At 69.8% G+C, this 25,004-nt stretch carries 19 protein-coding genes; 6 read left to right on the top strand and 13 right to left on the bottom strand.

Going from position 1 to position 25,004, the window contains the following annotated elements:
• Positions 1–10 precede the first annotated feature (10 nt).
• The 7 genes from ABD648_RS06590 to ABD648_RS06560 all read right to left on the bottom strand — a co-directional run bounded on the left by ABD648_RS06590 (position 11) and on the right by ABD648_RS06560 (position 8,710).
• Positions 11–1,450: a GH1 family beta-glucosidase gene (locus ABD648_RS06590; RefSeq protein WP_282214173.1), complete on the bottom strand. Its 1,440-nt coding sequence runs from the start codon at positions 1,448–1,450 to the stop codon at positions 11–13.
• On the bottom strand, positions 1,447–3,681 hold the full coding sequence (gene yicI, locus ABD648_RS06585) for an alpha-xylosidase (RefSeq protein ID WP_282214172.1): 2,235 nt from the start codon (positions 3,679–3,681) through the stop codon (positions 1,447–1,449). Before yicI ends, ABD648_RS06590 begins: the two co-directional genes overlap by 4 nt.
• On the bottom strand, positions 3,681–4,568 hold the full coding sequence (locus tag ABD648_RS06580; RefSeq protein ID WP_282214171.1) for a carbohydrate ABC transporter permease: 888 nt from the start codon (positions 4,566–4,568) through the stop codon (positions 3,681–3,683). Before ABD648_RS06580 ends, yicI begins: the two co-directional genes overlap by 1 nt.
• Positions 4,568–5,533 (bottom strand): carbohydrate ABC transporter permease, encoded by a 966-nt coding sequence (locus tag ABD648_RS06575; protein WP_282214170.1) that lies wholly within the window; start codon positions 5,531–5,533, stop codon positions 4,568–4,570. Before ABD648_RS06575 ends, ABD648_RS06580 begins: the two co-directional genes overlap by 1 nt.
• Positions 5,534–5,592: 59 nt before the next feature.
• Entirely contained in the window at positions 5,593–6,900 is a 1,308-nt protein-coding gene (locus tag ABD648_RS06570) for an ABC transporter substrate-binding protein (protein ID WP_282214169.1), read from the bottom strand.
• Positions 6,901–7,027: 127 nt separating this feature from the next.
• The gene (locus tag ABD648_RS06565; RefSeq protein ID WP_282214168.1) at positions 7,028–8,038 is read right to left on the bottom strand and encodes a LacI family DNA-binding transcriptional regulator; all 1,011 of its coding nucleotides are present in this window, start codon (positions 8,036–8,038) and stop codon (positions 7,028–7,030) included.
• Between the two features lie 213 nt (positions 8,039–8,251).
• Positions 8,252–8,710 (bottom strand): GNAT family N-acetyltransferase, encoded by a 459-nt coding sequence (locus tag ABD648_RS06560; protein WP_282214167.1) that lies wholly within the window; start codon positions 8,708–8,710, stop codon positions 8,252–8,254.
• Between the two features lie 175 nt (positions 8,711–8,885).
• Here ABD648_RS06560 and ABD648_RS06555 point away from each other — a divergent pair, with 175 nt between their 5' ends.
• Complete coding sequence (locus ABD648_RS06555; RefSeq protein ID WP_282214166.1) at positions 8,886–11,105, top strand: NADP-dependent isocitrate dehydrogenase; 2,220 nt, start codon at positions 8,886–8,888, stop codon at positions 11,103–11,105.
• 73 nt (positions 11,106–11,178) lie between these two features.
• Here ABD648_RS06555 and ABD648_RS06550 read toward each other — a convergent pair whose 3' ends face one another.
• Together ABD648_RS06550 and ABD648_RS06545 are read right to left on the bottom strand one after the other, a co-directional pair.
• Positions 11,179–12,666 (bottom strand): L,D-transpeptidase, encoded by a 1,488-nt coding sequence (locus tag ABD648_RS06550; protein WP_282214165.1) that lies wholly within the window; start codon positions 12,664–12,666, stop codon positions 11,179–11,181.
• A gap of 96 nt (positions 12,667–12,762) precedes the next feature.
• A complete protein-coding gene (locus ABD648_RS06545; protein WP_116634639.1) occupies positions 12,763–13,167 on the bottom strand; it encodes a RidA family protein in 405 nt (134 codons plus the stop codon).
• Between the two features lie 25 nt (positions 13,168–13,192).
• Between ABD648_RS06545 and ABD648_RS06540 the strand changes: the two genes are divergently transcribed.
• The 5 genes from ABD648_RS06540 (at position 13,193) to nagB (ending at position 20,709) form a co-directional block, all read left to right on the top strand.
• Positions 13,193–14,407 carry an alanine racemase gene (locus tag ABD648_RS06540; protein WP_282214164.1) on the top strand — a complete coding sequence of 405 codons (1,215 nt, stop codon included), beginning with the start codon at positions 13,193–13,195 and terminating at the stop codon, positions 14,405–14,407.
• Positions 14,398–17,667, top strand: a complete 3,270-nt coding sequence (locus ABD648_RS06535) for a family 20 glycosylhydrolase (RefSeq protein WP_282214163.1) — start codon at positions 14,398–14,400, stop codon at positions 17,665–17,667. The genes ABD648_RS06540 and ABD648_RS06535 overlap by 10 nt, the downstream gene beginning before the upstream one ends.
• A 79-nt stretch (positions 17,668–17,746) precedes the next feature.
• Entirely contained in the window at positions 17,747–18,934 is a 1,188-nt protein-coding gene (locus ABD648_RS06530; protein WP_282214162.1) for an ROK family transcriptional regulator, read from the top strand.
• A 37-nt stretch (positions 18,935–18,971) separates the two neighbouring features.
• Positions 18,972–19,937, top strand: a complete 966-nt coding sequence (locus tag ABD648_RS06525) for an ROK family protein (protein ID WP_282214161.1) — start codon at positions 18,972–18,974, stop codon at positions 19,935–19,937.
• A complete protein-coding gene (gene nagB / locus ABD648_RS06520) occupies positions 19,930–20,709 on the top strand; it encodes a glucosamine-6-phosphate deaminase (protein WP_282214160.1) in 780 nt (259 codons plus the stop codon). Before ABD648_RS06525 ends, nagB begins: the two co-directional genes overlap by 8 nt.
• 10 nt (positions 20,710–20,719) lie before the next feature.
• On the opposite strand, the gene ABD648_RS06515 is transcribed toward nagB, so the two are convergent.
• The 4 genes from ABD648_RS06515 to ABD648_RS06500 are packed head-to-tail and all read right to left on the bottom strand — an operon-like array spanning position 20,720 to position 24,964.
• The gene (locus tag ABD648_RS06515) at positions 20,720–21,127 is read right to left on the bottom strand and encodes an NUDIX hydrolase (protein ID WP_282214159.1); all 408 of its coding nucleotides are present in this window, start codon (positions 21,125–21,127) and stop codon (positions 20,720–20,722) included.
• The gene (locus ABD648_RS06510; RefSeq protein ID WP_282214158.1) at positions 21,120–22,484 is read right to left on the bottom strand and encodes an FAD-binding oxidoreductase; all 1,365 of its coding nucleotides are present in this window, start codon (positions 22,482–22,484) and stop codon (positions 21,120–21,122) included. Before ABD648_RS06510 ends, ABD648_RS06515 begins: the two co-directional genes overlap by 8 nt.
• A gap of 44 nt (positions 22,485–22,528) precedes the next feature.
• Positions 22,529–22,900 carry a YrdB family protein gene (locus ABD648_RS06505; RefSeq protein ID WP_282214157.1) on the bottom strand — a complete coding sequence of 124 codons (372 nt, stop codon included), beginning with the start codon at positions 22,898–22,900 and terminating at the stop codon, positions 22,529–22,531.
• Positions 22,901–22,909: 9 nt separating this feature from the next.
• On the bottom strand, positions 22,910–24,964 hold the full coding sequence (locus ABD648_RS06500) for a sigma-70 family RNA polymerase sigma factor (RefSeq protein WP_282214156.1): 2,055 nt from the start codon (positions 24,962–24,964) through the stop codon (positions 22,910–22,912).
• Between the last annotated feature and the right edge of the window lie 40 nt (positions 24,965–25,004).

Genomic DNA, 25,004 nt, shown 5'->3' with positions numbered 1-25,004 from the left:
GGCGCCTGTCCTAGGCGCCCACCGTCCGCGTGCGCACGAGCTCGCGATACCAGTGCCCGGAATCCTTCACGGTGCGCTCGAGCGTGTCGAAGTCGACCCGCACGATCCCGAAACGCTTGGCGTAGCCGTACCCCCACTCGAAGTTGTCGAGCAGCGACCACACGAAATAGCCGCGCAGGTCGACTCCGCGTTCGAGCGCGCGATGCGCGGCGGTGAAGTGCCGACGAAGGTAGTCGGTGCGCTCCGGGTCGGGGATGGAGCCGTCCTCCGCGACCTCGTCGTCGAAGGCGGCGCCGTTCTCCGTCACCATGAGTGCCTGCTCCGGGAACTGCTCCGACAGCGACACGAGCAGCTCCTCGAGTCCCTCGGGCGCGATGTTCCAGCCCATCGCCGTGTACGGTCCCGGCTGCTCCACGAACTCCACGACGCCGTCGCTTCCCGGCCAGGCCGTGCCGCCCTCGGCGCCCTTGTGGCCGTCGTTCTGCTGCTTCTCCGAGATGCCGTCCCAGAGCCGCACGGTCGCGGTCGAGTAGTAGTTCACGCCGAGCACGTCGATCGGCTGCTCGATCGTGGCGAGGTCGTCCTGCTGCACGAAGTCCCAGTCGCTGACGGATGCCGTGTCGGCCAGCAGATCGGCCGGGTACTCGCCGCGCAGCATCGGCCCGGTGAAGGCGCGGTTCGCCAGAGCGTCGATGCGCCGCACGGCCTCAGCGGCGCCGTCGCCCTGCCCGCGCAGGACGTGGAAGTTGAGGGTCACGGAGTAATCGGGATCGCCGCTCGACGTCGCCCGCAGCGCCTGGATCGCACGCCCGTGGGCGAGGTTCAGGTGATGCACCGCCGCCAGCGCCGACGCCGGCTCATGCCGACCAGGCGCGTGCCCGCCCTGCCCGTAGCCGAGGTAGGCCGAGCACCACGGCTCGTTGAGCGTGGTCCAGGTGTGCACGCGGTCGCCCAGCGCGGCACCCATGATCTCGGCGTAGCGCTCGAATGCGTCGGTGGTCGCGCGGGAGGTCCAGCCGCCGGCGTCCTCCAGGTACTGGGGCAGATCCCAGTGGTACAGGGTCGCCACCGGGCGGATCTCGCGCTCGAGCAGACCGTCGACGAGGCGCGAGTAGAAGTCGACCCCCGCCTGGTTGACCTCGCCGGAAGCCGTCGGCACGATGCGCGGCCACGCGATCGAGAAGCGGTAGGCGTGCAGGCCCAGATCCCTCATCAGATCGAGGTCCTCGTCGACACGGTGGTAGTGATCGCACGCGACGTCGCCCGTGTCGCCGTTCCAGACTCGCCCCGGCGTCTTGCTGAAGGTGTCCCAGATCGACGGGGTGCGCCCGTCCTCGGCCGCCGCGCCCTCGATCTGGTACGAGGCCGTGGCGGAGCCGAACGTGAACCCCTCGGGGAAGACGAGACCGGAGCCCCGGTAGTCGTCACGCGGGGTGAGCGGGGTGGTCATCCGGTGATCTCCTCGAGGTCGACGTCGTACGTGATGGCGCGTCCGTCGGGGCTGGTCACGGTCACCGAGGCGGCTCCCGCGCCGCCGGCGAAGACCCGCAGCTGCAGTCCGTCGTGGTAATCGTACTCAGGGCTGTCGATGCGGGCGCCCCAGGGGAGTGCGGTCCCCGGGCGCACGTACAGCGGCAGGGAATCGAAGCCGTGGGTCTCCCGCCGCCATGAGCCGCCGGTGACGGTCTCGCCGGTGAGCAGCGACGTCCACTCGCCCGACGGCAGGTAGAAGTCGACGGACCCGTCCGCCGAGAACACCGGGGCCACCAGCAGGCTCGACCCCAGCATGTACTGCCGGTCGAGGTAGGCGGTGGCCGGGTCGTCCGGGAACTCCATCATCATCGGCCGCATCAACGGAGTACCCGACGCCGCGGCATCCAGACCCTGCTGGTAGAGGTACGGCATGAGTCGCATCTTCAGATGCGTGAACCGACGCGTCACCTCGACGGCCTCGTCGTCGAACGCCCACGGCACGCGGTACGAACTCGACCCGTGGAAGCGCGAATGCGAGCCGAGCAGGCCGAACGCGGTCCAGCGCTTGAACACGGCGGCATCCGGCGTGCCCTCGAACCCGCCGATGTCATGGCTCCAGAACGCGAAGCCGCTCAGCGCGAGCGACAGGCCGCCACGCAGAGTCTCGGCCATCGACGTGAACGTCGAGGTCGAGTCGCCGCCCCAGTGCACGGGCATGCTCTGCCCTCCCGCGGTCGCCGACCGCGCGAACAGCACCGCTTCGCCCTCGCCGCGGGCGTCGGTGAGCACCTCGAACACGGCGCGGTTGTAGAGCTCCGTGTAGAGGTTGTGCATGCGCTCGGGGTCGGAGCCGTCCGCCCAGACGACGTCGGTGGGGATGCGCTCGCCGAAGTCCGTCTTGAAGCAGTCGACCCCCTGGTCGATCAGCGCGCGGAGCTTCGACTGGTACCAGGCCGTGGCGTCGGGATTCGTGAAGTCGACGAGCCCCATGCCCGCCTGCCAGAGGTCCCACTGCCAGACGGATCCGTCTGCCCGCTTCACGAGGAAACCCTGATCCGCCGCTTCGCGGAAGAGTGCCGAGCGCTGCGCGATGTACGGGTTGATCCACACGCAGACGCGGAGGTCCTTGTCGTGCAGGCGCCCGAGCATGCCCTCCGGGTCGGCGAAGACCCGCGGGTCCCACTCGAAGTCGCACCAGTTGAACTCGCGCATCCAGAAGCAGTCGAAGTGGAAGACCGACACCGGCAGCTCACGGGCGGCCATCTCGTCGATGAACGAGTTCACGGTCTGCTCGTCGTAGTCGGTCGTGAAGCTCGTCGAGAGCCAGAGTCCGTACGACCAGGCCGGCACGATCGGCGGCCGCCCGGTGAGCGCCGTGTAGCGTCCGATCACGTCCTTGGGGGTCGGTCCGGCGATCACGAAGTACTCCAGCACCTCGCCCGACACCGAGAACTGCACGCGTTCGACGGCCTCGGAGCCGATCTCGTAGGAGACGTGGCCCGGGTCGTTCACCAGGACGCCGTATCCGCGATCGGACAGATGGAACGGCACGTTCTTGTAGGCCTGTTCGCTCGAGGTTCCGCCGTCGGCGTTCCAGATCTCGACGGTCTGGCCGTTCTTGACCAGCGGACCGAAGCGCTCGCCGAGTCCGTAGATGTGCTCGCCGACGCCGAGGTCGAGCTGCTCGTGGACGAAGGCGGTTGCGGCCGGTGCGGTCCCGCCCTGGCGGGCATTGGACACGATGCCCTGATCGACCTGGGCTGCTGGGGCGAGCTGGATGTACCCCTGCGCCTTGTGCCCGCTGCCGGTGACCCGACGGCCGTCGACCTCGAACGACAGGTTCCACGGAGCGCCGGGTGCGATGCGGGCCACGAGCGCGCCGGCGTCCACGACGCCGCCGGCATCCGAGACAGCGACGGATGCCGTGCTGGCCGCCGCTCCGGGGAGCGTGAACCCGCCGTGCCATCGGCCGCCGGAGTGATGCGCGATCCGCACGCGGATCACCCCCTCGGCAGGGGAGGAGAGCGTCGTGGTCAGCACGGCGCGGTTGAGCACATCGCCGCGCTTGGCGATCACCATCGTCGGAGCCGTGATGACGATGCCGGGGCCATCGGGGGTGTCATCCGTCTCCACGATGTCGTACGCCTCCTGCGCGTGCAGCGCAGTGACGCCGGGACGAAGCTGCCAGAACCCGTCGGTGAACTTCATTACTTGACTGCTCCTGCCGTGATGCCGCGTGTCAGCGTGCGCTGGAAGATGAGGAAGAAGATGAGCGTGGGGATGATGCCGAGAAGGGCCGACGCGCTCGTGGTGGTGACGTCCATGAGTCGGTCGCCCTGCAGCACGCTGATCGCGACCGGGACCGTCTGGTTCGCGTTCGAGGCGAGGAACGTCAGCGGGATGAGGAACTCGTTCCACGTCCAGATGAAGAAGAAGATGAGCAGCACCGACAGGGTCGGACGGCTGATCGGGAAGATGACCCGCCACAGGATCTGCCAGCGGGTCGCGCCGTCGAGCGAGGCGGCCTCGAGGATCTCCTTGGGGAACGTGCCGTAGACGGACGACAGCAGGTACGTGCCGAAGGCGGCCTGGATGACCGTGAACACGATGATCACCGCCCACACGTTGTCGTACAGGCCGACCGACTTGAACATGTAGTACAGCGGGTAGAGGAGAGCCTCCTGCGGCAGCAGGTTGGCCATCAGGAACAGCAGCACGATCCAGCTGCGTCCGCGGATGCGGCCGATGCCGATCGCGAAGGCGTTGAGCATCGAGATCACGACCGCCAGGACCGCGACGATGCCGGAGATGAAGATGGAGTTCCACACCTTCTCGGGGAAGTTCACCCGCTCCCAGAACTTGACGATGCCGCCGAAGTCGAGCGTCTCGGGGAAGGCGAGCGGGCCGGATGTCGCGTAGTCGACCGGCGACTTGAAGGAGTTCACCAGGACGAGGTAGAAGGGGGCGATGACGAGCAGCGCGCCGACGACGACCAGGGCGAGCAGCAGCCAGTCGACGGGCCGCTTCTTGGTCATGCCGCCGCGCGGACGGCTCTTCGGGGCTTTGCCGGTGACGATGGCAGTGGTGGCGTGCATCACAGTCCCGCCCTTTCCTTGCGCTCGAGCGAGTTCTGCACGCGGATGAACACGATCGACACGATGACCACGACGATGGTGAGCACGGTGGCGATCGTCGCGCCGTAGCCGACGTTCCGCTTCGTGAAGAACTCCTGGTACGCGTAGTAGGCGGGCACGAGCGTCGCGCCCGCGGGTCCGCCGCGCGTGATGATGTAGACGGGGCCGAACACCTTGAGGGCGGCGATCGTGCAGGTCAGGGTCACGACGAAGATCTCCGGGCGGATGATGCTCATCGTGATGGCGGTGAACCGCTGCAGCCAGTTCGCTCCGTCGAGCTCCGCGGCCTCGTACAGCTCCGGATCGACGCGCTGCAGCGCTGCCATGAACACGACGACCGGGTAGCCGAGCTGCACCCACACCATGACGAGCATGAGCACGATGAGTGCCGAGGGCATCTGGCCCAGCCAGTCGTAGGACGGCAGCCCGAAGGCGCCGAGGATCTGGTTGAGCGCACCGTCTCCGCCCGGGCGCACGATCCAGCCGATCACGATGCCCGCGACGGCGATCGGGAGGATCTGCGGCAGGTAGTAGGTGGCCCGCAGGAAGCTGCCGACCCTGCCGCCGAACTTGCGGCCGACGACGTCGAACAGCAGTGCGGCGACCACGAGCCCGACGATCGTGGGGACCACGACCATCGCGAGGATCATCCACACGGAGTTCGTGAACGACGTCCAGAAGTCGCTGTCGGTGAGGATCTTCTGCCAGTTCTCCAGCCCGATGAACTCCGGCGTGCGCACGCCCTTCCACTTGGTGAAGGTGAGGTACACGTTCCAGATGAGCGGGACGATGACGACGACGAGCAGCAGAGCGAATCCGGGAAGCAGGTACATCCAGTAGGCGCCGGTCCCGCCGCTGCGCTGCGGGATGGACGGCTGTTCGGGCGGCAGCTTCTGGCGGCGGCCCTCGCGAGTGGCGAGCGACATGTTCATCTCCAGGTGGAGGCGGGGGCGGCGATCCTGCGGATGCCGCCCCCGCGGTCGGATCAACGGAATTCGGCGGTGCCTTCGTCGTACTGCTCACCGAGGTTGGTGTTCGTCGTCTTCACGTCCTGCGAGCCCGTGATGAGACCCTGGAGCTCCTGGACGATCACGTCGTAGAAGCCGGGGGCGGGCCAGTCCGGGTAGAACGACAGACCATCCGCGTCGAGCACGCCGTTGAACGTCTCGATGAGCGCGGCGCTCTTCTCGTCCGTGATGTCGGCGGTGTCTGCAGCGACGGGCAGGCCGCCGTTGTTGCCGATGATCGCCTGGATCTCGGGCCGCATCGTGATGTCGATGAACTCGTAGGCGAGCTCCTTGTTGGCGGCGTTCTCCGGGACCACCCAGAGGTTGCCCGAGGAGCCCAGCGAGAGGTCCGCGCCCGGGAACGCCGTCATCGTCCAGTCGAAGCCCGTGGCCTCCGCCGCGAAGCGGCCGAACCACCAGGATCCCGAGACGAAGATCGGCGAGGTGCCGTTGATGAACGAGACACCGGCGTCCTCGGCCTTGACCGAGGAGACGTCGGAGGCGATGTAGCCCTTGTCGACGTACTCCTTCAGCGTCTCGGTCGCGGAGGTGACCTCGGGACCCTTCCAGTCGACCGGCTCCTTGTAGAGCTGGTAGTCGTCGACGAAGCCGCGGTCGCCTTCGAGGAGCGCGAGCTGGTACCAGAGCTGCCCGAGGGGGTACTCCGCACCGGCCTCGGCCAGCGGCGTGATCCCCTTCGCGACGAACGCGTCGAGCACGTCGACGAACTCGTCGTAGGTGGTGGGGATCTCGAGCCCCGCCGCCGCGAACGCGTCCTGGTTGTAGTAGACGCCGACGAACTCGCCGTAGTTCGGCACGCCGAACCAGGTGTCGCCGCCCATGACGCCGTCCTCGGAGTACTTCGCCGTCGTCTGCAGCGAGGGTGCGAGCTTCTCGTCCCAGCCGTACTCCTCGACGGCATCCGAGATGTCCGTGATCAGCCCGGTCGATGCGAGGAAGCCCGCCGTCGCGTTGCCCTTGTTGAACTCCATCAGATCCGGTGCGGCATCCGTGTCGAGCACCTGGCTGGCGGTCTTCTGGATCTGCTCGAAGGACTTCTCCTCGAACTCGACCTTCGCACCGGTCTCCTCCTCGAAGACCTTGATGGCCTCGGCCCACGCCTTGCCCATCGCGCTGTCTGCGCCCTCGTAGTGCCAGAGCTTGAGGGTCTTCCCATCGCCGCCGTCATCGCCGGAGCCGGCTGAGCAGCCGCTCAGAGCGATCCCCGTCACGGTGAGCGCGGCCAGCACGGCCAGCGCCTTCGTCCTGCGGATGTTGCGTGCCATCGTCGGCACTCCTTTCTCGGTGGCCCATCGGGCCGGACACTTCTCTGGGTCGGGTGTTCAGTTGTGGGGGAGCGAATCGTCGAAGCGTTTCGACAAAGCGCAAGCGGAAGCGGAGCTTCGGCGGACGTCAGCCCCGAGGGGCGACGGATCCGACGGAGCGGTATTCGGGCGGGATGAGATGGATGCCGGGCCGCACGTCCGCCTCTTCCAGGCGGCGCACCGCGAGGTCGACGGCGAGTTCGCAGGACTGCTGCGGCACGAGCGGGATGGTGTCGACCGGGACCGGCAGGGTGGTCGTGTCGAAGGAAGCGGCCGCGGAGATGACGGAGACGTCTTCGCCGACCAGGAGTCCGCGCTCGTCGAGGACCGCCAGGAGCGCCGCGTGCACGTCGTCGACGGCGTGCACGATGAAGGCCCGGTCGCCGCGTGCGATCGCGGCCTCGGCGGCCGCCCGCACGGCGGCGGTGTCGGTGGCCGATGTGCCGGTGGTGACCCAGTCCAGGCCGACGCCGCGCTCGACGGCCCGATCCTGGACGCCGTGGAGCAGCCGCCGAGGGAAGTTCGACTTCCGGTAGGAGACCTCCGTCTGCCCGAGCAGGGTGATGCGGGTGTGCCCGGCGTCGGCGAGGCGATCCACGGCGAGGTGTCCGGCCGCCTCGAAGTCGAGGTCGACGCAGGTCAGCCCCTCCTGGTCGTCGGGGATCCCGATGAACACGGTGGGGGTGCGCACGGTGCGCGCGATCGCAGCACGCGCGTCGTCCGGAGCGACATCGAGCACGAGGATCGCGTCGACGAGGTTGCTGGCCGCGACACGGTTCATGCCCTCGGAGGCCTGCTCGTCCGTCAGCAGCAGGATGTCGTATCCGCGCTGTCGCGCGGCCACCGCGGTGGCCAGCACGAAGGCCATGTGCGTCGGAGCGTGCGTGTCGGCGCGCAGCGGCTCCGTCAGCGCGAAGATGTGCGTGCGCCTTCCCGCCAGCATCCTGGCCCCGGCATCCGGCTCGTAGCCGAGCACGCGCACGGCGTCCTCGATGCGGACGCGGGTCTTCTCGGACACCGGCCGCTTGCCGCTGAGCGCGTAGGAGACGGTGCTGATCGACACGCCGGCGGCTTCGGCCACCTCATGGATCGTCGTCATCGTGACTCCATCGTCGTCGTGCGGGGAACGCTGTCGAAGCGTTTCGCTAACGCCTCTGGAGCGATGATACGCACGGCGGGGAGAGGAGCGCAAGCTTTTTGTGGTCGCTCGCAACATATTCGTGATGATCGGCGTGGGAGCGGTCCCGCCGATGGTCGATGAAAGGCGACGGAGTCTCGATGGGGGAGGGGATTCGAGACCCCGCCGCCGGTCTCAGGGTGTGACGCGGATCTCGGCGATGATCTCGCCGTATGCCGTCTCGCCGACCGGCGTGAAGCCGACGCGGTGGAAGAAGTTCTCGGGTCCGCCGTCGCCCGCCTCGTAGATCACGTTCACGTGGTCGACCTCGCGGCGTCGCGCCTCGTCGATGAGCGATTCGACCGCGAAGCGCCCGACGCCGCGACCCTGGTCGTCGGCGTCCACGTTGATGCGCCAGAGCACCGAGCGGAAGTGGTCTTCCGGGGCCTCGTCGTCGAAGTTCGCGCTGACGAACCCCACGACCTCGTTGCGATCGAGGATCACCCGCTGCCAGGAAGTCTGCGGGTTGATGACGGTGGCCGCTATCCCGTAGGAGACGGGGGCGAGGAACTGCTCCTGTCCGGGCTTGAGCGACAGGTTGTTCACAGCGACGATCGTCGCAGCGGAGAGTTCGACCATGCGCAGTTCGGACATGATCCCAGGCTAACCCCTCCCGCGCGGAGGAACACGTTTCCGCCGAACATTTCGCTCACGGCCGCAACGCGAGCGTCTTCCGGATGCTGTGACAGGGGGTGCGGCCCACACGGCGAGAGCGGCTCAGGTATCTTGGTATCGAGACAAATAGACCCCGCGAACGGAGAACCTCCTGGTGACCGACGACGCCATCATCTACACCTATACCGACGAGGCGCCGGCCCTTGCCACCGCCTCCTTCCTGCCGATCATCCAGGCCTACACCGGCCAGGCGGGCATCGAGGTGGAGACCCGCGACATCTCGCTGGCCGGCCGCATCCTCGCCGCCTTCCCGCAGAAGCTGAGCCCCGAGCAGCAGGTCGGCGACTCGCTCGCCGAGCTCGGCGGCCTCGCGACTCTGCCCGAGGCGAACATCATCAAGCTGCCGAACATCTCGGCATCCATCCCTCAGCTCAAGGGCGCGATCACCGAGCTCCAGCAGCAGGGCTACGACATCCCGGACTTCCCGGACGAGCCTTCCTCCCTCGAGGAGAAGGACGTGCGGGCGCGGTACGACCGCATCAAGGGCTCCGCGGTCAACCCCGTGCTCCGTGAGGGCAACAGCGACCGTCGGGCGCCGCTGGCGGTGAAGAACTACGCCAGGAAGCACCCGCACCGCAACAAGCCGTTCGCCGAGGGGTCGAAGACCCGCGTCGCGACGATGGGTCACGACGACTTCAAGAGCAACGAACGATCCTGGGTCGCCGCGCACGACGACGTCCTCAGCTTCCGCCACACGGCGGAGGACGGTACCGTCACCATGCTCAAGGAGGGGCTGAAGGTCCTTCCGCGCGAGATCATCGACGCGACGTTCCTCTCGGCGACCGAACTCGACGCGTTCCTCGACGAGACGCTGAAGACGGCCAAGGCCGACGGCATCCTCTACTCGGTGCACCTGAAGGCGACGATGATGAAGGTCAGCGACCCGATCATCTTCGGCCACGTCGTGCGGGCGTTCTTCACGGACGTCTTCGCGCAGTACGGCGAACAGCTCGCCGCCGCGGGCCTCAGCGCGAACGACGGCCTCGGCTCGATCCTCACGGGTCTCGCGAACGTGGCAGGAGGCGACGAGATCGCCGCCGCGTTCGACAAGGCCATCGCCGAGGGCCCCGCGCTCTCGTATGTGAACTCCGACAAGGGGATCACCAACCTCCACGTGCCGAGCGACGTGATCGTCGATGCCTCCATGCCCGCGCTCGTGCGCAACGGCGGCAAGCTCTGGGGCAAGGACGGCGGCGAGGCGGACACGCTCGCGGTCATCCCGGACTCCTCGTACGCGAGCGTCTATCAGGCCGTGCTCGACGACGTCATCGCGAACGGTCCGCTGGATCCCGCCACGATCGGCACCGTGCCGAACGTGGGTCTGATGGCGCAGGCGGCCGAGGAGTACGGCAGCCACGACAAGACGTTCGAGATCGCTGCGGACGGCATCGTCCAGGTCCTCGACGGCGAGGGCACCGTGCTGATCGAGCACAAGGTCGGCGCCGGCGACATCTGGCGTGCGACGCAGACCAAGCACATCCCGGTGATGGACTGGGTGAAGCTCGCGGTCAACCGCGCACGGGCGAGCGGCGTGCCTGCCGTGTTCTGGCTCGACGCGAACCGCTCGCACGACGCGCAGATCATCGCCAAGGTGCATCAGGGTCTCGCGACGCTCGACACCAAGGGGCTGACGATCACGATCCTCGCGCCCGAGGAGGCCACGCGCTACACGCTTGCACGGATGCGCCACGGGCTCGACACGATCTCGGTCACCGGCAACGTGCTGCGCGACTACCTGACCGACCTGTTCCCGATCCTCGAGGTGGGCACGAGCGCCAAGATGCTCTCGATCGTCCCGCTCCTCGCCGGTGGCGGTCTGTTCGAGACGGGTGCCGGCGGTTCTGCGCCCAAGCACGTGCAGCAGCTGGTGGAGGAGAACTACCTGCGCTGGGATTCCCTGGGCGAGTTCTTCGCGCTGGCCGCGTCGCTCGAGCACTTCGCCGACCGCACGGGCAACGAGAAGGCCCGCGTCCTCGCCGAGACCCTGGATGCCGCGACCGGCACCTTCCTCGAGGAGGACCGTTCCCCGGGCCGCGCTCTCGGCACGATCGACAACCGCGGCAGCCACTTCTACCTGAGCCTCTACTGGGCCCAGGAGCTGGCTGCGCAGACCAAGGATGCCGAGCTCGCCGCGTCCTTCGCGCCGATCGCCGCGACTCTCGCCGAGAACGAGGAGACCATCGTCTCCGAGCTCAACGCGGTGCAGGGGAAGCCGGTCGAGATCGGCGGGTACTACCGCCCGGACGACGCGCTCGTCGAGGCGGTCATGCGTCCGTCGGCCACGCTGAACGGCATCGTCGACGCCCTGCGCTGACGAACACGGAAAGGGGCCGGATGCGAATCGCATCCGGCCCCTTTCGCGTGCGTCCCCGCGAGGAGACGTCCGCTCAGTGGTGGACCGAGACCTCGAGGCCGACCGGCGCCCAGTCGAAGACGTACTTCGCGACCGAGACCGGCATGTTCACGCACCCGTGACTCATCTGGTTGCCGAAGTTGTTGTGCCAATAGGCGCCGTGGAAGGCGATGTCCCTCGCGAACCAGGTGTTCCACTGGACATCCTTGGTGACGTAGTCCTCGCCGATCATGTCCTGGATCTCGGTGTGTGCGAACACGGTGAAATTGCCGGTCGGGGTGGGGGTCGCGTCCAGGCCGGAGGAGATCGCCCACGACTGGACGACGGCACCGTTCTCGTACAGCGTCGTCTGCTGTGTGCTGAGGTTGACGTCGATCCGCCGGAAGAGCGTGACGGTCTCGAAGGGGACCTCGGTGACCGAGAGGGCGAACACGCCGTCGCCGGCGGCGAGCTGCTGAGCGAACTGCTCCGCCACGTCGGAGGTGTCGCCGACTGCGCGACCGGTGACGCCGGCCTGCTCTTCACGAAGGACGTTGCCGCCGGAGTCGACGATGCTCGTCGCGCTGACCGGAGCGCGGTCGACGACCAGGGCGAGGTAGTCGGAAGTGGCGCTGATGGCCTGCGCGTCGGCGTCGATGCGCAGCTGGCCGCCGTCGTCCACGACGGTGAGCCAGGTGGCGGCCGTGGCAGCATCGATCGGGACCGTGCGCTCTCCGCCGACGTAGAAGCCGATCGTGGTGAGCAGCGTGTTCATCTTCGCGGCCATCGCGGCAGCGTCGTCATCGGAGACAGCGGCGGGGGCCTCGGCCGGGCCGCCGGGGAACTCGAGCGTCTTGCCGCCGCCGGCGACGGCGTCGACGAATGCCGCGTTGAGCTCGCTCACGTCGATGCCGGTTCCGGCCTCGGCCGGGGTGGAGACGTAGGCGGCGGTGGCTGCGTCGAAGACGACGCCGGCATCGATCGGGTCCTCGAAGCTGGTCGGAACGGCTGCGCGCAGGGCGCTCGTCGCCTTCTCGGCGTCGAAGGTGATCTCGGCGGGCACGGGCTCGCCCATCCAGGCGCCGAGGTTCCACATCGGCGCCGCGGCGAATGCCTTGTCGGCGAGAGCCGTCGCATCGACGGAGGCGCCGAGGTCGGCGCCGGTCAGCACCGTGCCCTCGCCGTCGCCGGTGAGGGTGACCTCTGTCTCGGCGAGATGGGCGTCGATCGCATCGGCGGCGGCACCGGGAGTCATCCAGCCGACCGGGATGCCGGCGACGGTCGTTCCCGGGGCGATGAGGACCATGGAGGCCGCACCAGCGCCGATGGCGAGGACACCGAGGCCGAGGCCGATCCACAGACCGAGGCGGCGCTTCTTCGGCGCGGGCTCGATCGGAGCCCACGCGAGCGGCTGCTCGCCGGTCGTCGGAGGCATGGAGTCGGTGGGTGCGCCGGTGGGTGCGATGACGGCCGTAGCCGCGCCGTCGTCGCCATGCGCCTGTGCTGCGCCCGGTACTGAGATCACATCGGTCACGAACTTCACCCCCCGGTTCTCACGTGTCCTGTTGCTCAATAGTACGGGATGGCAGGTAACAGGGAGGCAACGGTGCTATCCGCGCGGGCCGCGCGGGGGTATAGGTCAGCTGATGACCGCGAGCCCATCGATCTCGACCAGCATCTCCTCACGCGGCAGTCCCGTGAAGACGGTGGTGCGCGCGGGGAGCACGCCGCTCGTCGTGTGAGCGGTCACGAAGGCGCCGTAGGCCTCGTTCATGAGGGGGAAGTCCTCGCGCGTGGTGAGGTAGACGCGCAGCATGACCACGTCGTCGAACGTGGCGCCCGATGCCTCGACGATCGCCTTGACGTTCTCGAGGGTGCGGGTCGTCTGGGCGGCGACGTCTCCGGGGAAGAGGTACTCGTTCGTCTCGGGGTGGACCGGTCCCTGGCCGGAGACCTGCACGATGGGTCCCTTGCGGACGCCCTGCGAGAAGGTGTGCGCGGGGGCGGGAGCGGCATCGGTGGAAACTCGGGTCTTCGCGGTCATGGTTCCACCCTAGTAGCCTTGTTAGGTGCCTCTACAAATTCCGGATCCTGTTCTCGGCGCCTGGGCGAAGGGCTTCCCTGCCCGCGCATCCGGGCTGCGTCTCTCGGAGATCGCCGACGCGGATCTGCACCTCTCCGACCTGGTCACGCCGGTGCTGACGGTGCAGGAGAGCGCGCTCGCCCACAACGAGGACACCGTGTTCGCCTGGGCGCGGGCCCAGGGCGTCCTCCTCGCCCCGCACGGCAAGACGACGATGGCACCGGCGCTGTGGCAGCGCCTGCTCGACGCCGGAGCGTGGGGCATCTCGGTCGCGACCCCGTGGCAGGCCGAGGTCGCCGTGGACGCCGGCGTGTCGACCGTGCTGATCGCGAACGCCGTGACCGATGCCGCAGCCGCCTCCCGGCTCGGCGATCTCCTCGCCGCCGATGCGGGACTGCGCATCCTGTGCTGGGCCGATTCCGTCGCCGGGGTGGGAATCCTGGCGGCAGCGCTCGCCGATGCGGCGCGGCCGCTCGACGTCCTCGTCGAACTCGGCGGCGCTCGCGGACGCACCGGCGCGCGCACGGTCGAGGAGGGGGAGCGCATCGCCGCGGCGATCTCGGCAGCCCCCGGTCTGAGGCTCGCGGGCGTCGCCGGCTACGAGGGGCCGTTCGGTCCCGATCGCAGCGATGCCTCGGTGGGGGCCGTCGACCGGTACCTGCAGACCCTGATCGAGCTGCATGAGCGCATCGAGTATCCCGACGGCATCCGTCCGGTGCTCAGCGCGGGCGGCAGCTCCTTCCCGGACCGTGCGGCCGCCGTGCTGGCGCGGAGCGAGGGCGCCGACGTGGTGCTGCGATCCGGGGCGTTCCAGATCCATGACGACGGGTTCTACAGCCGGATGTCGCCGTTCGGGCCGCTCACGGGCACCGCGCCGCTGCGGTCGGCGATGCATGCGTGGGCGCGAGTGGTCTCGCAGCCCGAGGATGGCCTGGCCCTGCTTGACGCGGGTCGGCGCGATGTGCCGTTCGATCTCGACCTCCCCGTGCCGCAGTCGGTCGACGGCGAGATCACGGCCCTCAACGACCAGCACGCCTTCCTCCGTCTCGCCGACGGAGCGACGGCAGCCGTCGGAGACGTGGTGCGGCTGGGGCTCTCGCATCCGTGCACAGCTTTCGACAAGTGGCGGGTGGTCGCCGTGATCGACGACCCCGACGCCGCCGACCCTCGTGTGATCGGAGCGGTCGCGACATGCTTCTGAGCGCCGAGAAGGCCGCGGCCGGCCTCGTCCGGATCTATCGCGGGGCGACCGTCGTCGACGGTACGGGCGCGCCGCGGTACGCCGCCGACGTGGCGGTCGAGGGCGCCAGGATCGTCGCGATCGTGAAGAGCGCGGATGCCTCCTCCGTCGAGTTCGAGCTGCCGGACGGTGCCGTGGAGGTCGATGCGAGCGGTCTCGTCCTCGCGCCGGGGTTCATCGACATGCACGCGCACAGCGACCTCGCGGTCCTCACCGGTGCGGCTCACCAGGCCAAGATCCGCCAGGGCGTCACGACCGAGGTGCTCGGTCAGGACGGCCTCGGATACGCGCCGCTGGACGAGGAGACGGCATCCGTCATCCCCGGGCAGATCGCCGGCTGGAACGGCAGGCCCGAGGTCGCTCCCTGGCGCACGATGGAGGACCTGCTCGTGGCCATCGACGCCGCGACGGTCGGGAACGCGGCTGTGCTGGTTCCTCAGGGGAACCTCCGCATGATGGTCGTCGGACACGCGAACCGTCGCGCCACGCCGACGGAGGTCGCCGCCATGGCGGAGATGCTCGGCCAGGCACTCGACGCCGGCGCCTTCGGGATGTCGAGCGGTCTCACCTACACGCCCGGCATGTACGCGGACGCCGACGAGCTCGAGGCCCTGTGCCGCGTGGTCGCCGAGCGCGGCGGCTACTGGGCTCCGCACACGCGCAGCTACGGCGGAGGAGCGCTCGACGCCTATCGCGAGGTGCTCGACATCGGCCGACGCACGGGCTGCCCGATCCACCTAACCCACGCGACGATGAACTTCGCACCGAATCGCGGACGCGCCGAGGAGCTGCTCGCGCTGGTGGACGCGGCGATCGGCGACGGCGTCGACGTGACGCTCGACACCTACCCGTACCTCCCCGGCGCCACGACGCTGTCCGCTCTGCTGCCCAGCAGACTCGCCGCGTCGGGTGATCTGCTGGGGACGATCGCCGAGCTGGATGCGGACGGCAGGGAAGCCGTCCGGGTCGAGCTCGAGGAGACCGGGTGCGACGGGTTCCACGGCGAGAAGGCCGACTGGTCGGAGATCCAGATCTCCGGGGTCGCGAACCCGGCGCTCGCCGACCTGGTCGGGCGCACGGTCGCCGAGATCGCGGCGACGACGGGGCGTCGGGGGATCGACGTCGTGCTCGACACGATCACCGCGGATGCCGGGGCGACCGGCATCCTGATGCACATCGGAGACGAGGGGAACGTCCGCGCCATCATGCGGCATCCGCGTCACACCGGCGGCAGCGACGGGATCCTGATCGGCGCGCGTCCTCACCCTCGCGCTCGCGGAACCTTCCCGCGGTATCTCGGGCACTATGTGCGCGAGCTGGGCGTGCTCACGCTCGAGGAGACGGTGCGGCATCTCGCCGGGACGCCGGCCGCGCGCCTCGGCCTGGACCGGGGCGACGCGCCCCGAGGTGTCGTCCGTGAGGGTGCGACCGCCGACCTGGTGCTGTTCGACCCGGAGACGGTCGCGGCCGGCGCCACGTTCGAGAGCCCGCTCGAGGTGCCGATCGGCATCGTCGAGGTGCTGATCGCCGGCGTCCCGGTGCTGTCCGGCGGAGAGGTCACGGGAGCGACGCCGGGGCGAGCGCTGCGGATGCCGCCGCCCGCGCACCGTGCCACGGTGCCGCGCATCGATGCCCGCATAGACCCGTCCGTTCCCGCGTTCTCCTGGGGGCCCTCGACGCCGATCATCGCGGAGCCGGGACTGACGGCATCCGTGGTGCGGCTGGGCGGGGGAGAGGTGGCCGATGATTCGCCGCCGATCCGGCTCCTGATCGAGGAGGGCATCGCCGCCGAGGTCGCCGGCAGTGGCCAGGTCGGCGAGGAGGCGTTCCGGCTGACCGTCGCCCCCGACGGCATCGAGATCCGCGGTGCGAGCGCGGCCGGCGTCTTCCGCGGCGCCACGACCCTGCGACAGCTGCGGGACCCGGATGCCGCGACGGCGGCGCTGCCCGCGGGTGTGTGGCAGGGGGCGCCCGCGTACGGCTGGCGCGGAGTGATGCTCGACGTCGCGCGCCACTTCCGCCCCGTGGACGAGGTACGGCGTCTCATCGACCTTCTCGCGGATCACCACCTGAACGTGCTCCATCTGCACCTCACCGACGATCAGGGCTGGCGCTTCGAGGTGCCCGGCTACCCGCGGCTCACCGAGGTGGGCTCCCGTCGATCGTCGACGCAGCGAGGGCATGGTCCGCTCGCGACCGTCGAACCGGGCGTCCACGAGGGGTTCTACACGACCGACCAGCTGCGGGAGCTCGTCGCGTACGCGGCGGAGCGCTTCGTCACGCTCGTGCCGGAGGTGGAGCTCCCCGGTCATATCCAGGCCGGCCTGGCCGCGTACCCGGAGCTGGGCAACACCGATGTCGGGGAACCTGTCACGGCGCCCTGGGAGCGCTTCGGGGTCAATCCGCGCACGCTCGCGCCGACCGAGGCCTCGCTGGCGTTCGGTCGAGCGGCCATCGACGCGCTGTGCGATGCGTTCGACGCCGAATGGATCGGCATCGGCGGCGACGAGGTGCCCGTGACGGAGTGGGCGCAGAGTCCCGCGGCCGCCGAGCGGATGCGGGAACTCGGCCTCGCCATTCCGCACGACGTCCAGCCATGGTTCACGGCGCAGTTCGTCGCGCACGTGCGCAGCCGCGGCCGCACCGCGCTGGCGTGGGACGAGGTGCTCGAAGGCGAGGTGCCGGAGGGTGTCCGCATCCTCGCCTGGCGTGGTCCCGTCGCGATGCGGGAGGCGCTGAGGCGGGGCATCCCGGTCATCGCCTGCCCCGACCTCGAGGTGTATCTGGACTATCCGCAGTCGGAGTCCGCCGAGGAGCCGATCCGCGTCGGTCCTCCGCTCAGCATCGAGCGGGCGTACACGCTGCGCATCGAGGACGGCGCGGTCGGCGGTCAGGCGAACGTGTGGAGCGAGCATCTGCCCACGCGCGACCGGGTCGACTTCGCGATGTTCCCCCGGGTCGCGGCGATCGCCGAACGGCTCTGGGCCGGCGGGGAACCAGCGCCCTATGCTGATTTCGGGCGGCGACTCCCGACGCACCTGCGCCGCCTGGAAGTCGCGGGGGTGCGTTATCGCCCCCAGGACGGCCCGGCACCGGATCAGCGGCGCCCCGGCGTCCCGGGAAAGCCTCTCACCGTCGAGGCGCGGGAGGCGATCGTCGCGGGGCTGGTCGCCCGGCTCGTGGAGCTCTCGGATTCTCGCCCCGTTCCGCCTCGAAAGTAATGTAACGTTTCGGTAACCCTCGCCGTCCGCCTCGCGGCAGAGGTTGCACAAATTTTGTTCGTAAGGTCTACTAACAAACATGTCCGTTTCGGATGAACAGCGTGCCGCATCGCCCTCGGAGTACGGCGGTGCGAATGCCCACGCCTTCGGCCCCGGCCGCCACCTTCGCTCCCGGTCCAAGGTGCTGCCCGAGCACGCGCGCGGTCATAACCGCGCCCTCGTCCTGCAGACCCTGTATCACGCCGGAGCGATGAGCCGCGCCGACCTCTCGCGCGAGACCGGACTGACCCGCGTGACCATCTCCGACCTCGTCGCCGAGTTCATCGCCGACGGGATCGTCATCGAGATGGGAGTGCGCGAAGCCGTGGGGCCGGGCAAGCCCCCGATCCTCATCGACATCGACCGCATCGGTCATCAGATCCTCGGGCTCGATCTCTCCGGTCCGAGCGCGTTCGAGGGCGCCGTGCTCAGCCTCGACGGCGACGTCCTCGAACGTCGCGAGGTCGCCCGTCCGGAGTCTCCGGACGGCGACGCGGTGTACGCCGCGACCCTCGAGCTCGCGCGCATGCTCGTCGCGGCGTCGACGCAGCCTCTGCTGGGCGTCGGCATCGGCACCCCCGGCGTCGTGCGCCCCGACGGCGTGGTCCTCAGCTCGCCCAACCTCGGCTGGTCGAACTTCCCGCTCGAGGCCAAGCTCAGCGTCGATCTCGACCTTCCGGTGCTGGCCCGCAACGACGCCAACGCGGCCGTGCTCGCCGAATACACGTTCGGTGACGCCAAGGCCGACTTCATGCTGATCAAGCTCGGACGCGGTGTCGGCGCCGGACTCATCACGGGCAGCCAGCCGCTGCTCGGCAGCCGATTCGCCGCCGGTGAGATCGGGCACGTCGTCGTCGGAACCGACGGCGGACCGCGGTGCGCCTGCGGCAAGGACGGATGCCTCGAGGCGTGGCTCAGCGTCAGCCGCATGCGCGAGGCGCTCGCAGCCGACCCCGGTGCGCGGGACGAGATCCTCCGTGATTCGGGAACGCGCATGGCGATCGCCATCGCCCCGATCGTCGCGGCCCTCGATCTGTCCGAGGTCGTGCTCTCCGGTCCCGCCGACCTGCTCGACGGGATCCTCATCGACGCGGCGATCGAGACGCTGCATGCGCGCACGCTCGAGGGCGTCTTCGAAGACGTCGTGGTGCGCCGCACCCACCAGGATGACATCGTGCTGCGCGGAACCGCGGTGATGGTGCTCTCCGGGCAATTGGGGGTGTCGTGACCCGCGCCGACACCACGACAGACGCAAGCGCCATCCGATGAGCGGGGCAGAGACCGCCGACCGAGCCGGTCGGCAGATTCGAGTGGGCCTGGACGTCGGCGGGACGAAGATCGACGCGGTCGCCGTCGACGGCTCCGGCGACATCCTCGGCCGCATCCGCCGATCGACCGGCTGGGGCGACGACGCCGTGGTCGAGAGCATCGTCATGGCCGTCACCGCGCTCGCCGACGAGACGGGCTTCCCCGTCTCCGACATCGGCTCCGTCGGCATCGGCATCCCCGGTCTCGTCGACGTCGCGGAGGGGCGCGTCGACCACGCGGTCAACCTCGGGGTGAAGTCGCTCGATCTCGCCGCGCGCGCCGAGCGGATGCTCGGCATTCCGTTCCGCGTCGAGAACGACGTGAAGGCCGCCGCCCTCGGCGCCGCTGTGCTCAGCGGCGTCGCGGGATCCATGGCCTACCTCAACCTCGGCACCGGCGTCGCAGCTGGCATCGTGATCGACGGGCGCATCTGGCGCGGTTCGCGCGGCACGGCCGGCGAGGTCGGACACATCTCTGTCGACCCGCACGGACGCCTCTGCGGATGCGGACAGCTCGGCTGCATCGAGACGTTCTGCGGCGGGGGAGCCCTCGCGAAGGCCTGGGGACGCCCCGGTGCCCTCCCGATCAGGGACATCTTCGATGCGGCGGATGCCGGAGACGCCCACGCGTCGACACTCCGCGACGATCTCTACCACGGGGCGGCCGCGGCGGTCCGGATCCTCGTGCTGTCCGCGGACGTCGAGACCGTGGTCATCGGCGGTGGGCTCACCGCGCTCGGCGCGCGGCTCGAGGACGGCATCCGCACCGCCCTGCACGCCGGCGCAGAGGCGTCGCCGTTCATGCGGTCGCTGCGCCTGGATGAGAGAATCGAACTGCTCTCCGCGGGTTCCCCCGCGGCTGCCTTCGGCGCCGCTCTGGTGGGCGCCTCCGTACCCGAGAAGGAGATCGTCCCCCATGGCTGAGGTCGTCATCGTCGAGAACGCGGCTGCTGCCGGCGCGCTGGTCGCCACCGAGATCGTCGAGCTCATCGAGAGCCGCCCCGACGCGGTGCTGGGCCTCGCCACGGGCTCCACGCCGCTTCCGGTCTACCTCGCGCTGCGCACGCAGCTCGCCGGGCACGACGTCTCGCAGGTCCGCGGCTTCGCCCTCGACGAGTACGTCGGCATCGACCCCGCGCACCCCGAGAGCTACCGTTCGGTGATCACGCGCGAGGTGGTCGAGCCGCTCGGGCTCGACCCGCAGCGCATCCACGTGCCCAATGGCGCCGCGGCGACCATCCAGCACGCCGGCGACGACTACGAGGCCGCGATCGCCGCGGCGGGCGGAGTGGACCTGCAGATCCTCGGGATCGGGACCGACGGGCACATCGGCTTCAACGAGCCCGGATCGTCGTTCGCCTCGCAGACCCGCGTGAAGACGCTCACCGAGCAGACCCGCGAGGACAACGCGCGGTTCTTCGACTCCATCGACGACGTGCCGCGGCACTGCATCACCCAGGGGCTCGGCACGATCCTGAAGGCGCGCCATCTGGTCCTGCTGGCGTTCGGCGAGGGCAAGGCGCAGGCCGTGGCCGACGCGGTCGAGGGGCCGCTCACGGCCTTCCTCCCCGGCTCCGCGATCCAGCTGCACCCGCATGCCACCGTGGTCGTCGACGAGGCCGCGGCATCGCGTCTGAAGCTCGCGGACTACTACCGCTACACGTTCGCCAACAAGCCCGCCTGGCAGGGCATCTAGCGGGAGCGCCCTACGGGGTGTGCGCCGGCCAGGCGATCGGCAGCAGATGCTCGAGGCTCAGCGGCGCAAGCGGCAGCGTCGCGACGTCGGACGGCGTGATCCAGCGCAGTTCTGCGAGCTCGGCCTGCACCGACACGGCGTCCGGGGCGACGGAGGTCGCGAACGCCTCGGCGACGACGCGGTGACCGGGTTCGTTGGCCGCTTCGGAGATGAACGTGCCGAGCGGCTGGAGGTCCGCCTCGTCGAGACGCAGCCCGAGCTCCTCGTGCAGCTCGCGGATCAGCGTCTGCGCGGGCGATTCACCGGGCTCCGGCTTGCCGCCGGGCTGCATGAACCTCGTCGTCCCCTGCTTGCGGACGACGAGTACGCGCCCGTCGTCGTCGACGATCACGGCCGCGCTCACATGGATGTCAGGCATCGGGCTCGAAGACCTTCCCGGGGTTGAGGATGCCGAGCGGGTCGAACACCCCGGCGATCTGACGCTGCAGCCGCCACTGGTCGTCACCGAGCTCGTCGGCGAGCCAGCGACGCTTCAGCACGCCGATGCCGTGCTCGCCGGTCAGCGTGCCGCCCAGGCGGATCGCGGAGCGGAACAGCTCGTCGGCGGCGGCCCAGACGTGCGTCGGAGTCTCCGGGCCCTCGAAGATGAAGTTCGGGTGGAGGTTGCCGTCGCCGGCGTGCGCGACCGTGGGGATCGTGAGACCGAAGTCGCGCTCGATGCGCGCGATCTCGTCGAACATGGCCGGCATCGCACTGCGCGGCACCGAGACGTCTTCGATCAGCGTGGTGCCGAGAGAGGCCATCGCCGCGTGCATCGAGCGCCGGATCGCGAGAAGCCGCTCGCCCTCCTCGCGGTCGCGGGCGAGTGTCGTGAGGCCACCGTGATCGCGCAGGATCCCGGCGATCGTCTCGGCCTCCGCAGCGGCCGCCGGGCCGTCTGTCCGGACGGTGAGCTGCGCTGCCCCAGGCGCCGGGGCGGGGAGGTCGAGCAGCGCGTGGACGGCGGCCAGGCTCGCGGCATCCATCAGCTCCATGATCGCGGGCTGCACACCGGCAGCGGTGACCGCAGCGGATGCCGCGGCCGCGGCCCGCACGTCGGGGAAGGTCGCGGTCAGCGTGCAGACGTCGCCCGCGACCAGGCGGCGCAGCTTCAGGGTCGCGCCGACGACGACGCCCAGCGTGCCCTCCGAGCCGATCACCAGCGAGGTGAGGTCGAGGCCCGTGACGCCCTTGACGCTGCGGTGTCCGAGGTGGAGCAGGCGGCCGTCGGCGAGCACGAGGTCGACGCCGAGCACCGCATCGCGCACGACGCCGTACTTGGCACAGAGAAGCCCTCCCGCACCGGTCGCGATGTTGCCGCCCACGGTCGAGATGTCGCGGCTGGCGGGGTCGGGCGCCCACCACACCCCGGAGGCGGCGAGCCTGTCGTTGAGGTCGGCGTTGAGGATCCCGGGTTCGACGACGGCGAGCAGATCGTCGGGCCGCACCTCGAGGATCGCGTCCATCCGACGGGTGGAGAGCACGATCTCGCCCTCGCCGGCGTTGGCCGCGCCCGCCAACCCCGTGCCGGCGCCGCGGACGACCACGGGCGTGCGTGTGGCGGTGGCGATCCGCATGGTCCGCTGAACGTGATCCACGGTCTCCGCGTGCACGACGGCGAGCGGGCGCCCGACGGCCGCGTGACCGGAGCGGTCGGCCCGTGCCTCTTCGAGCGCCTCGGGTCGCACATCGACGAGCGGGCCGAGCTCCTCCTGCAGAAGGGGCAGCGCCGTCACGTCCGCGCCCTCGCGCTCACGCCTGCACACTCACGGACGTGCGCTCACGACAGGGTGCGTCGGCCGCTGAGGACCCCGGTGACGATCGCGACCAGGGCGAATGCCGTGCCGATGAGCGCCTGGCCCATCGACCACCACGCGATGGTGACGCCGACGTAGATGAAGAGCTCGACGGCCGCACGGAGGAACGGATGCACCCGCAGGACCGGGCGCGGAGAGAGGAACAGCGCCCAGATCAGCAGGACGACGATCGGGGCGCCCACACCTGCGACGACGTTCCACGGAAGCGACCAGCTGGCGAAGCCCCAGAGAGCGAGGGATGCCACGGCGACGACGAGCACGACGGCGCGGACGATGTCGAGCGCGGTGATGACCGGACGGTCGACGCCGGGGACGGGTGCGGAATCCTGGGGCATGCTCCCAGTCTATTCGGCGGGTGCAGGCTCCTCGGCCGGTGCGAGAGCCTCGTCGACCGGGGCCGTGGCCGCCTCGTCGACCGGGGCCGACTCGACGACGGCGGGTGCGGTCTCGATCGGAGCCGGTTCCGTCTCGACAGGCGCAGGAGCGGGCTCGACAGGCGCAGGAGCGGGCTCGACCGGGGCGGGAACGGGCTCCGGTTCCACGGGGGCGGCCGGCTCATCCGGCACGGCGGCCGGAACGGTGCCTGCGCTGTCATCGAGGATCGTGGCGTCGACCGGAGGCACATCCGCGTCGATGAGCGGGGGTTCGCCCAGCGCACGCAAAGTCGTGTCGGCGGACGGGCCGATGCCGTCGGCGAGCACATAGCGGAAGGTCACCGTCGTGTCGGCCGAGAACAGCAGCTGAACCAGACCGGGCCGCAGGTCGATCGTCCCCTGTCCGAGGGAGTCCAGGACGATCTCGTCGCCTCCGCCGCGGCTTCCGTCGAGCAGCGCCTCCACGGTCGTTCCGGGCACTCCCGTGATCGGCACGCTGTAGTGGATGCGCAGACCCTCGAACCAGATCGTGGCGGCGGACCAGGAGGGAGCCGTGGTCGGCACTGCGGGGTCGGTCGGGTCGGTGGGATCGGTCGGGTCCGTCGGGTCCGTGGGATCGGTCGGGTCCGTCGGGTCCGTCGGGTCCGTGGGATCAGTGGGGTCGGTCGGGTCCGTGGGGTCCGTGGGATCGGTTGGGTCGACCTCGTCCTCGGGGTCGGTCGTCGGCGGCACCGGCGGAGCGACGACCGGCCCGGTCTGCTCCGGTGTCGACCGCGCGGCGGGCTCTTCGGCCGGCGGGGTCGGCGTCGCGTCGGGCTTCGTGACCGGTTCTTCGATGACGACCGGTTCTTCGAGGTTCATCGAGGCGTCGGGTCCGACGTCGGAGGTGATCGACGACGAGCCTCCGTCGGCGGCGCTGGCCAACGAGGTCGCGGGTTCGGCCCCGGCGAGGCCGGGGATGATCGTCGCTGCGGCGACGACGCCCGCGACGACCAGAGCCGCAGAGCCCACGCCGACGAGCGCACCCATCCCGGTGAGCACGCCACCGGACGTGCCGACGCCGGTGGCGACACCCGCGCCGCCGCCTGCCGTACCGCCCGAACCGGCCGTGCCGCTCCCCGAGCCTGCTCCCAGAGCCACGGCACCAGCGCCGGGGTCGCCTGCGAACACGCTGCCGGGGATGCTGGAGGGCATCGCGGCGAGGGCGACGATCGGCGCTCCGCCGCCCTGCAGCGTCGCGAGATACCCCGCGGCGCCGGTGACGCCCAGGACGAGAGGGAGGAGGACCAGAGCGAGACGCTTCGAGACGTCTTTCGCCTCGGCCGCGACGATCATGCAGCGCGCGCACTCGTCGAGGTGCAGCTCGAGTCGCTTGTGGTCGCGCGTGCCGAGGTTGCCTCGCGAGTACGCGCCGAGGTGCTCGATGGTCCACTGGCAGTCCGATCCCTCGGCTGCGCTGCGCAGGTGCGCCTGGATCCATGCCTCACGGAGGCCTTCGCGGGCCCGGAAGGCCAGCTGCGAGACGGCGCCGGACTTCATCCCGAGGAGCGGGGCCACCTCGTGCGGCTTCATCTGCTCGATCTCGGTGTACCAGAGCACCTCCTGCCAGCGGGAGGGGAGGCTGCGGAAGGCCTGCGCGGTCAGGCTGCGGTCGAGAGCCTCGTTGGCGGCCTGGTCTGTGGTGTCAGGGTCGGCGACCGTGTCGAGTTCGTCGATCGCGGTCTCGCGACGGGAACGGCCCCAGGCCGCCGCCGTGTTGCGGATGCTCGTGAACAGGTAGGCGCGGAACGAGCCGTTCGGGCCGCCACCCTTGATGATCGCCTGATAGATGCGGGTGTACGACTCCTGCACGAGGTCGTCGGGGTCGATCGACGAGGTGATGGAGCGGGCGACGGAGAGGCCGGACGGGTAGTGGCGTCGCCAGAGTTCGCCGAACGCCTCCGTGTCGCCCGAGCGGGCGCGGAGGATCAGGTCGGCGTCGCCGATCGGCTCGTCGTGGTGTGAGTTCTGTTCGTGCACTGTCATCCATCGCTCCTGGGGCGCAGGAACGCCTCCACAGGAAGAG

Source organism: Microbacterium luteolum (assembly GCF_039533965.1).
Taxonomy (GTDB): Bacteria; Actinomycetota; Actinomycetes; order Actinomycetales; family Microbacteriaceae; genus Microbacterium; species Microbacterium luteolum.
The sequence above is the reverse complement of the archived record's forward strand: the minus strand, read 5'-3'. Positions and strand labels throughout refer to the sequence as shown.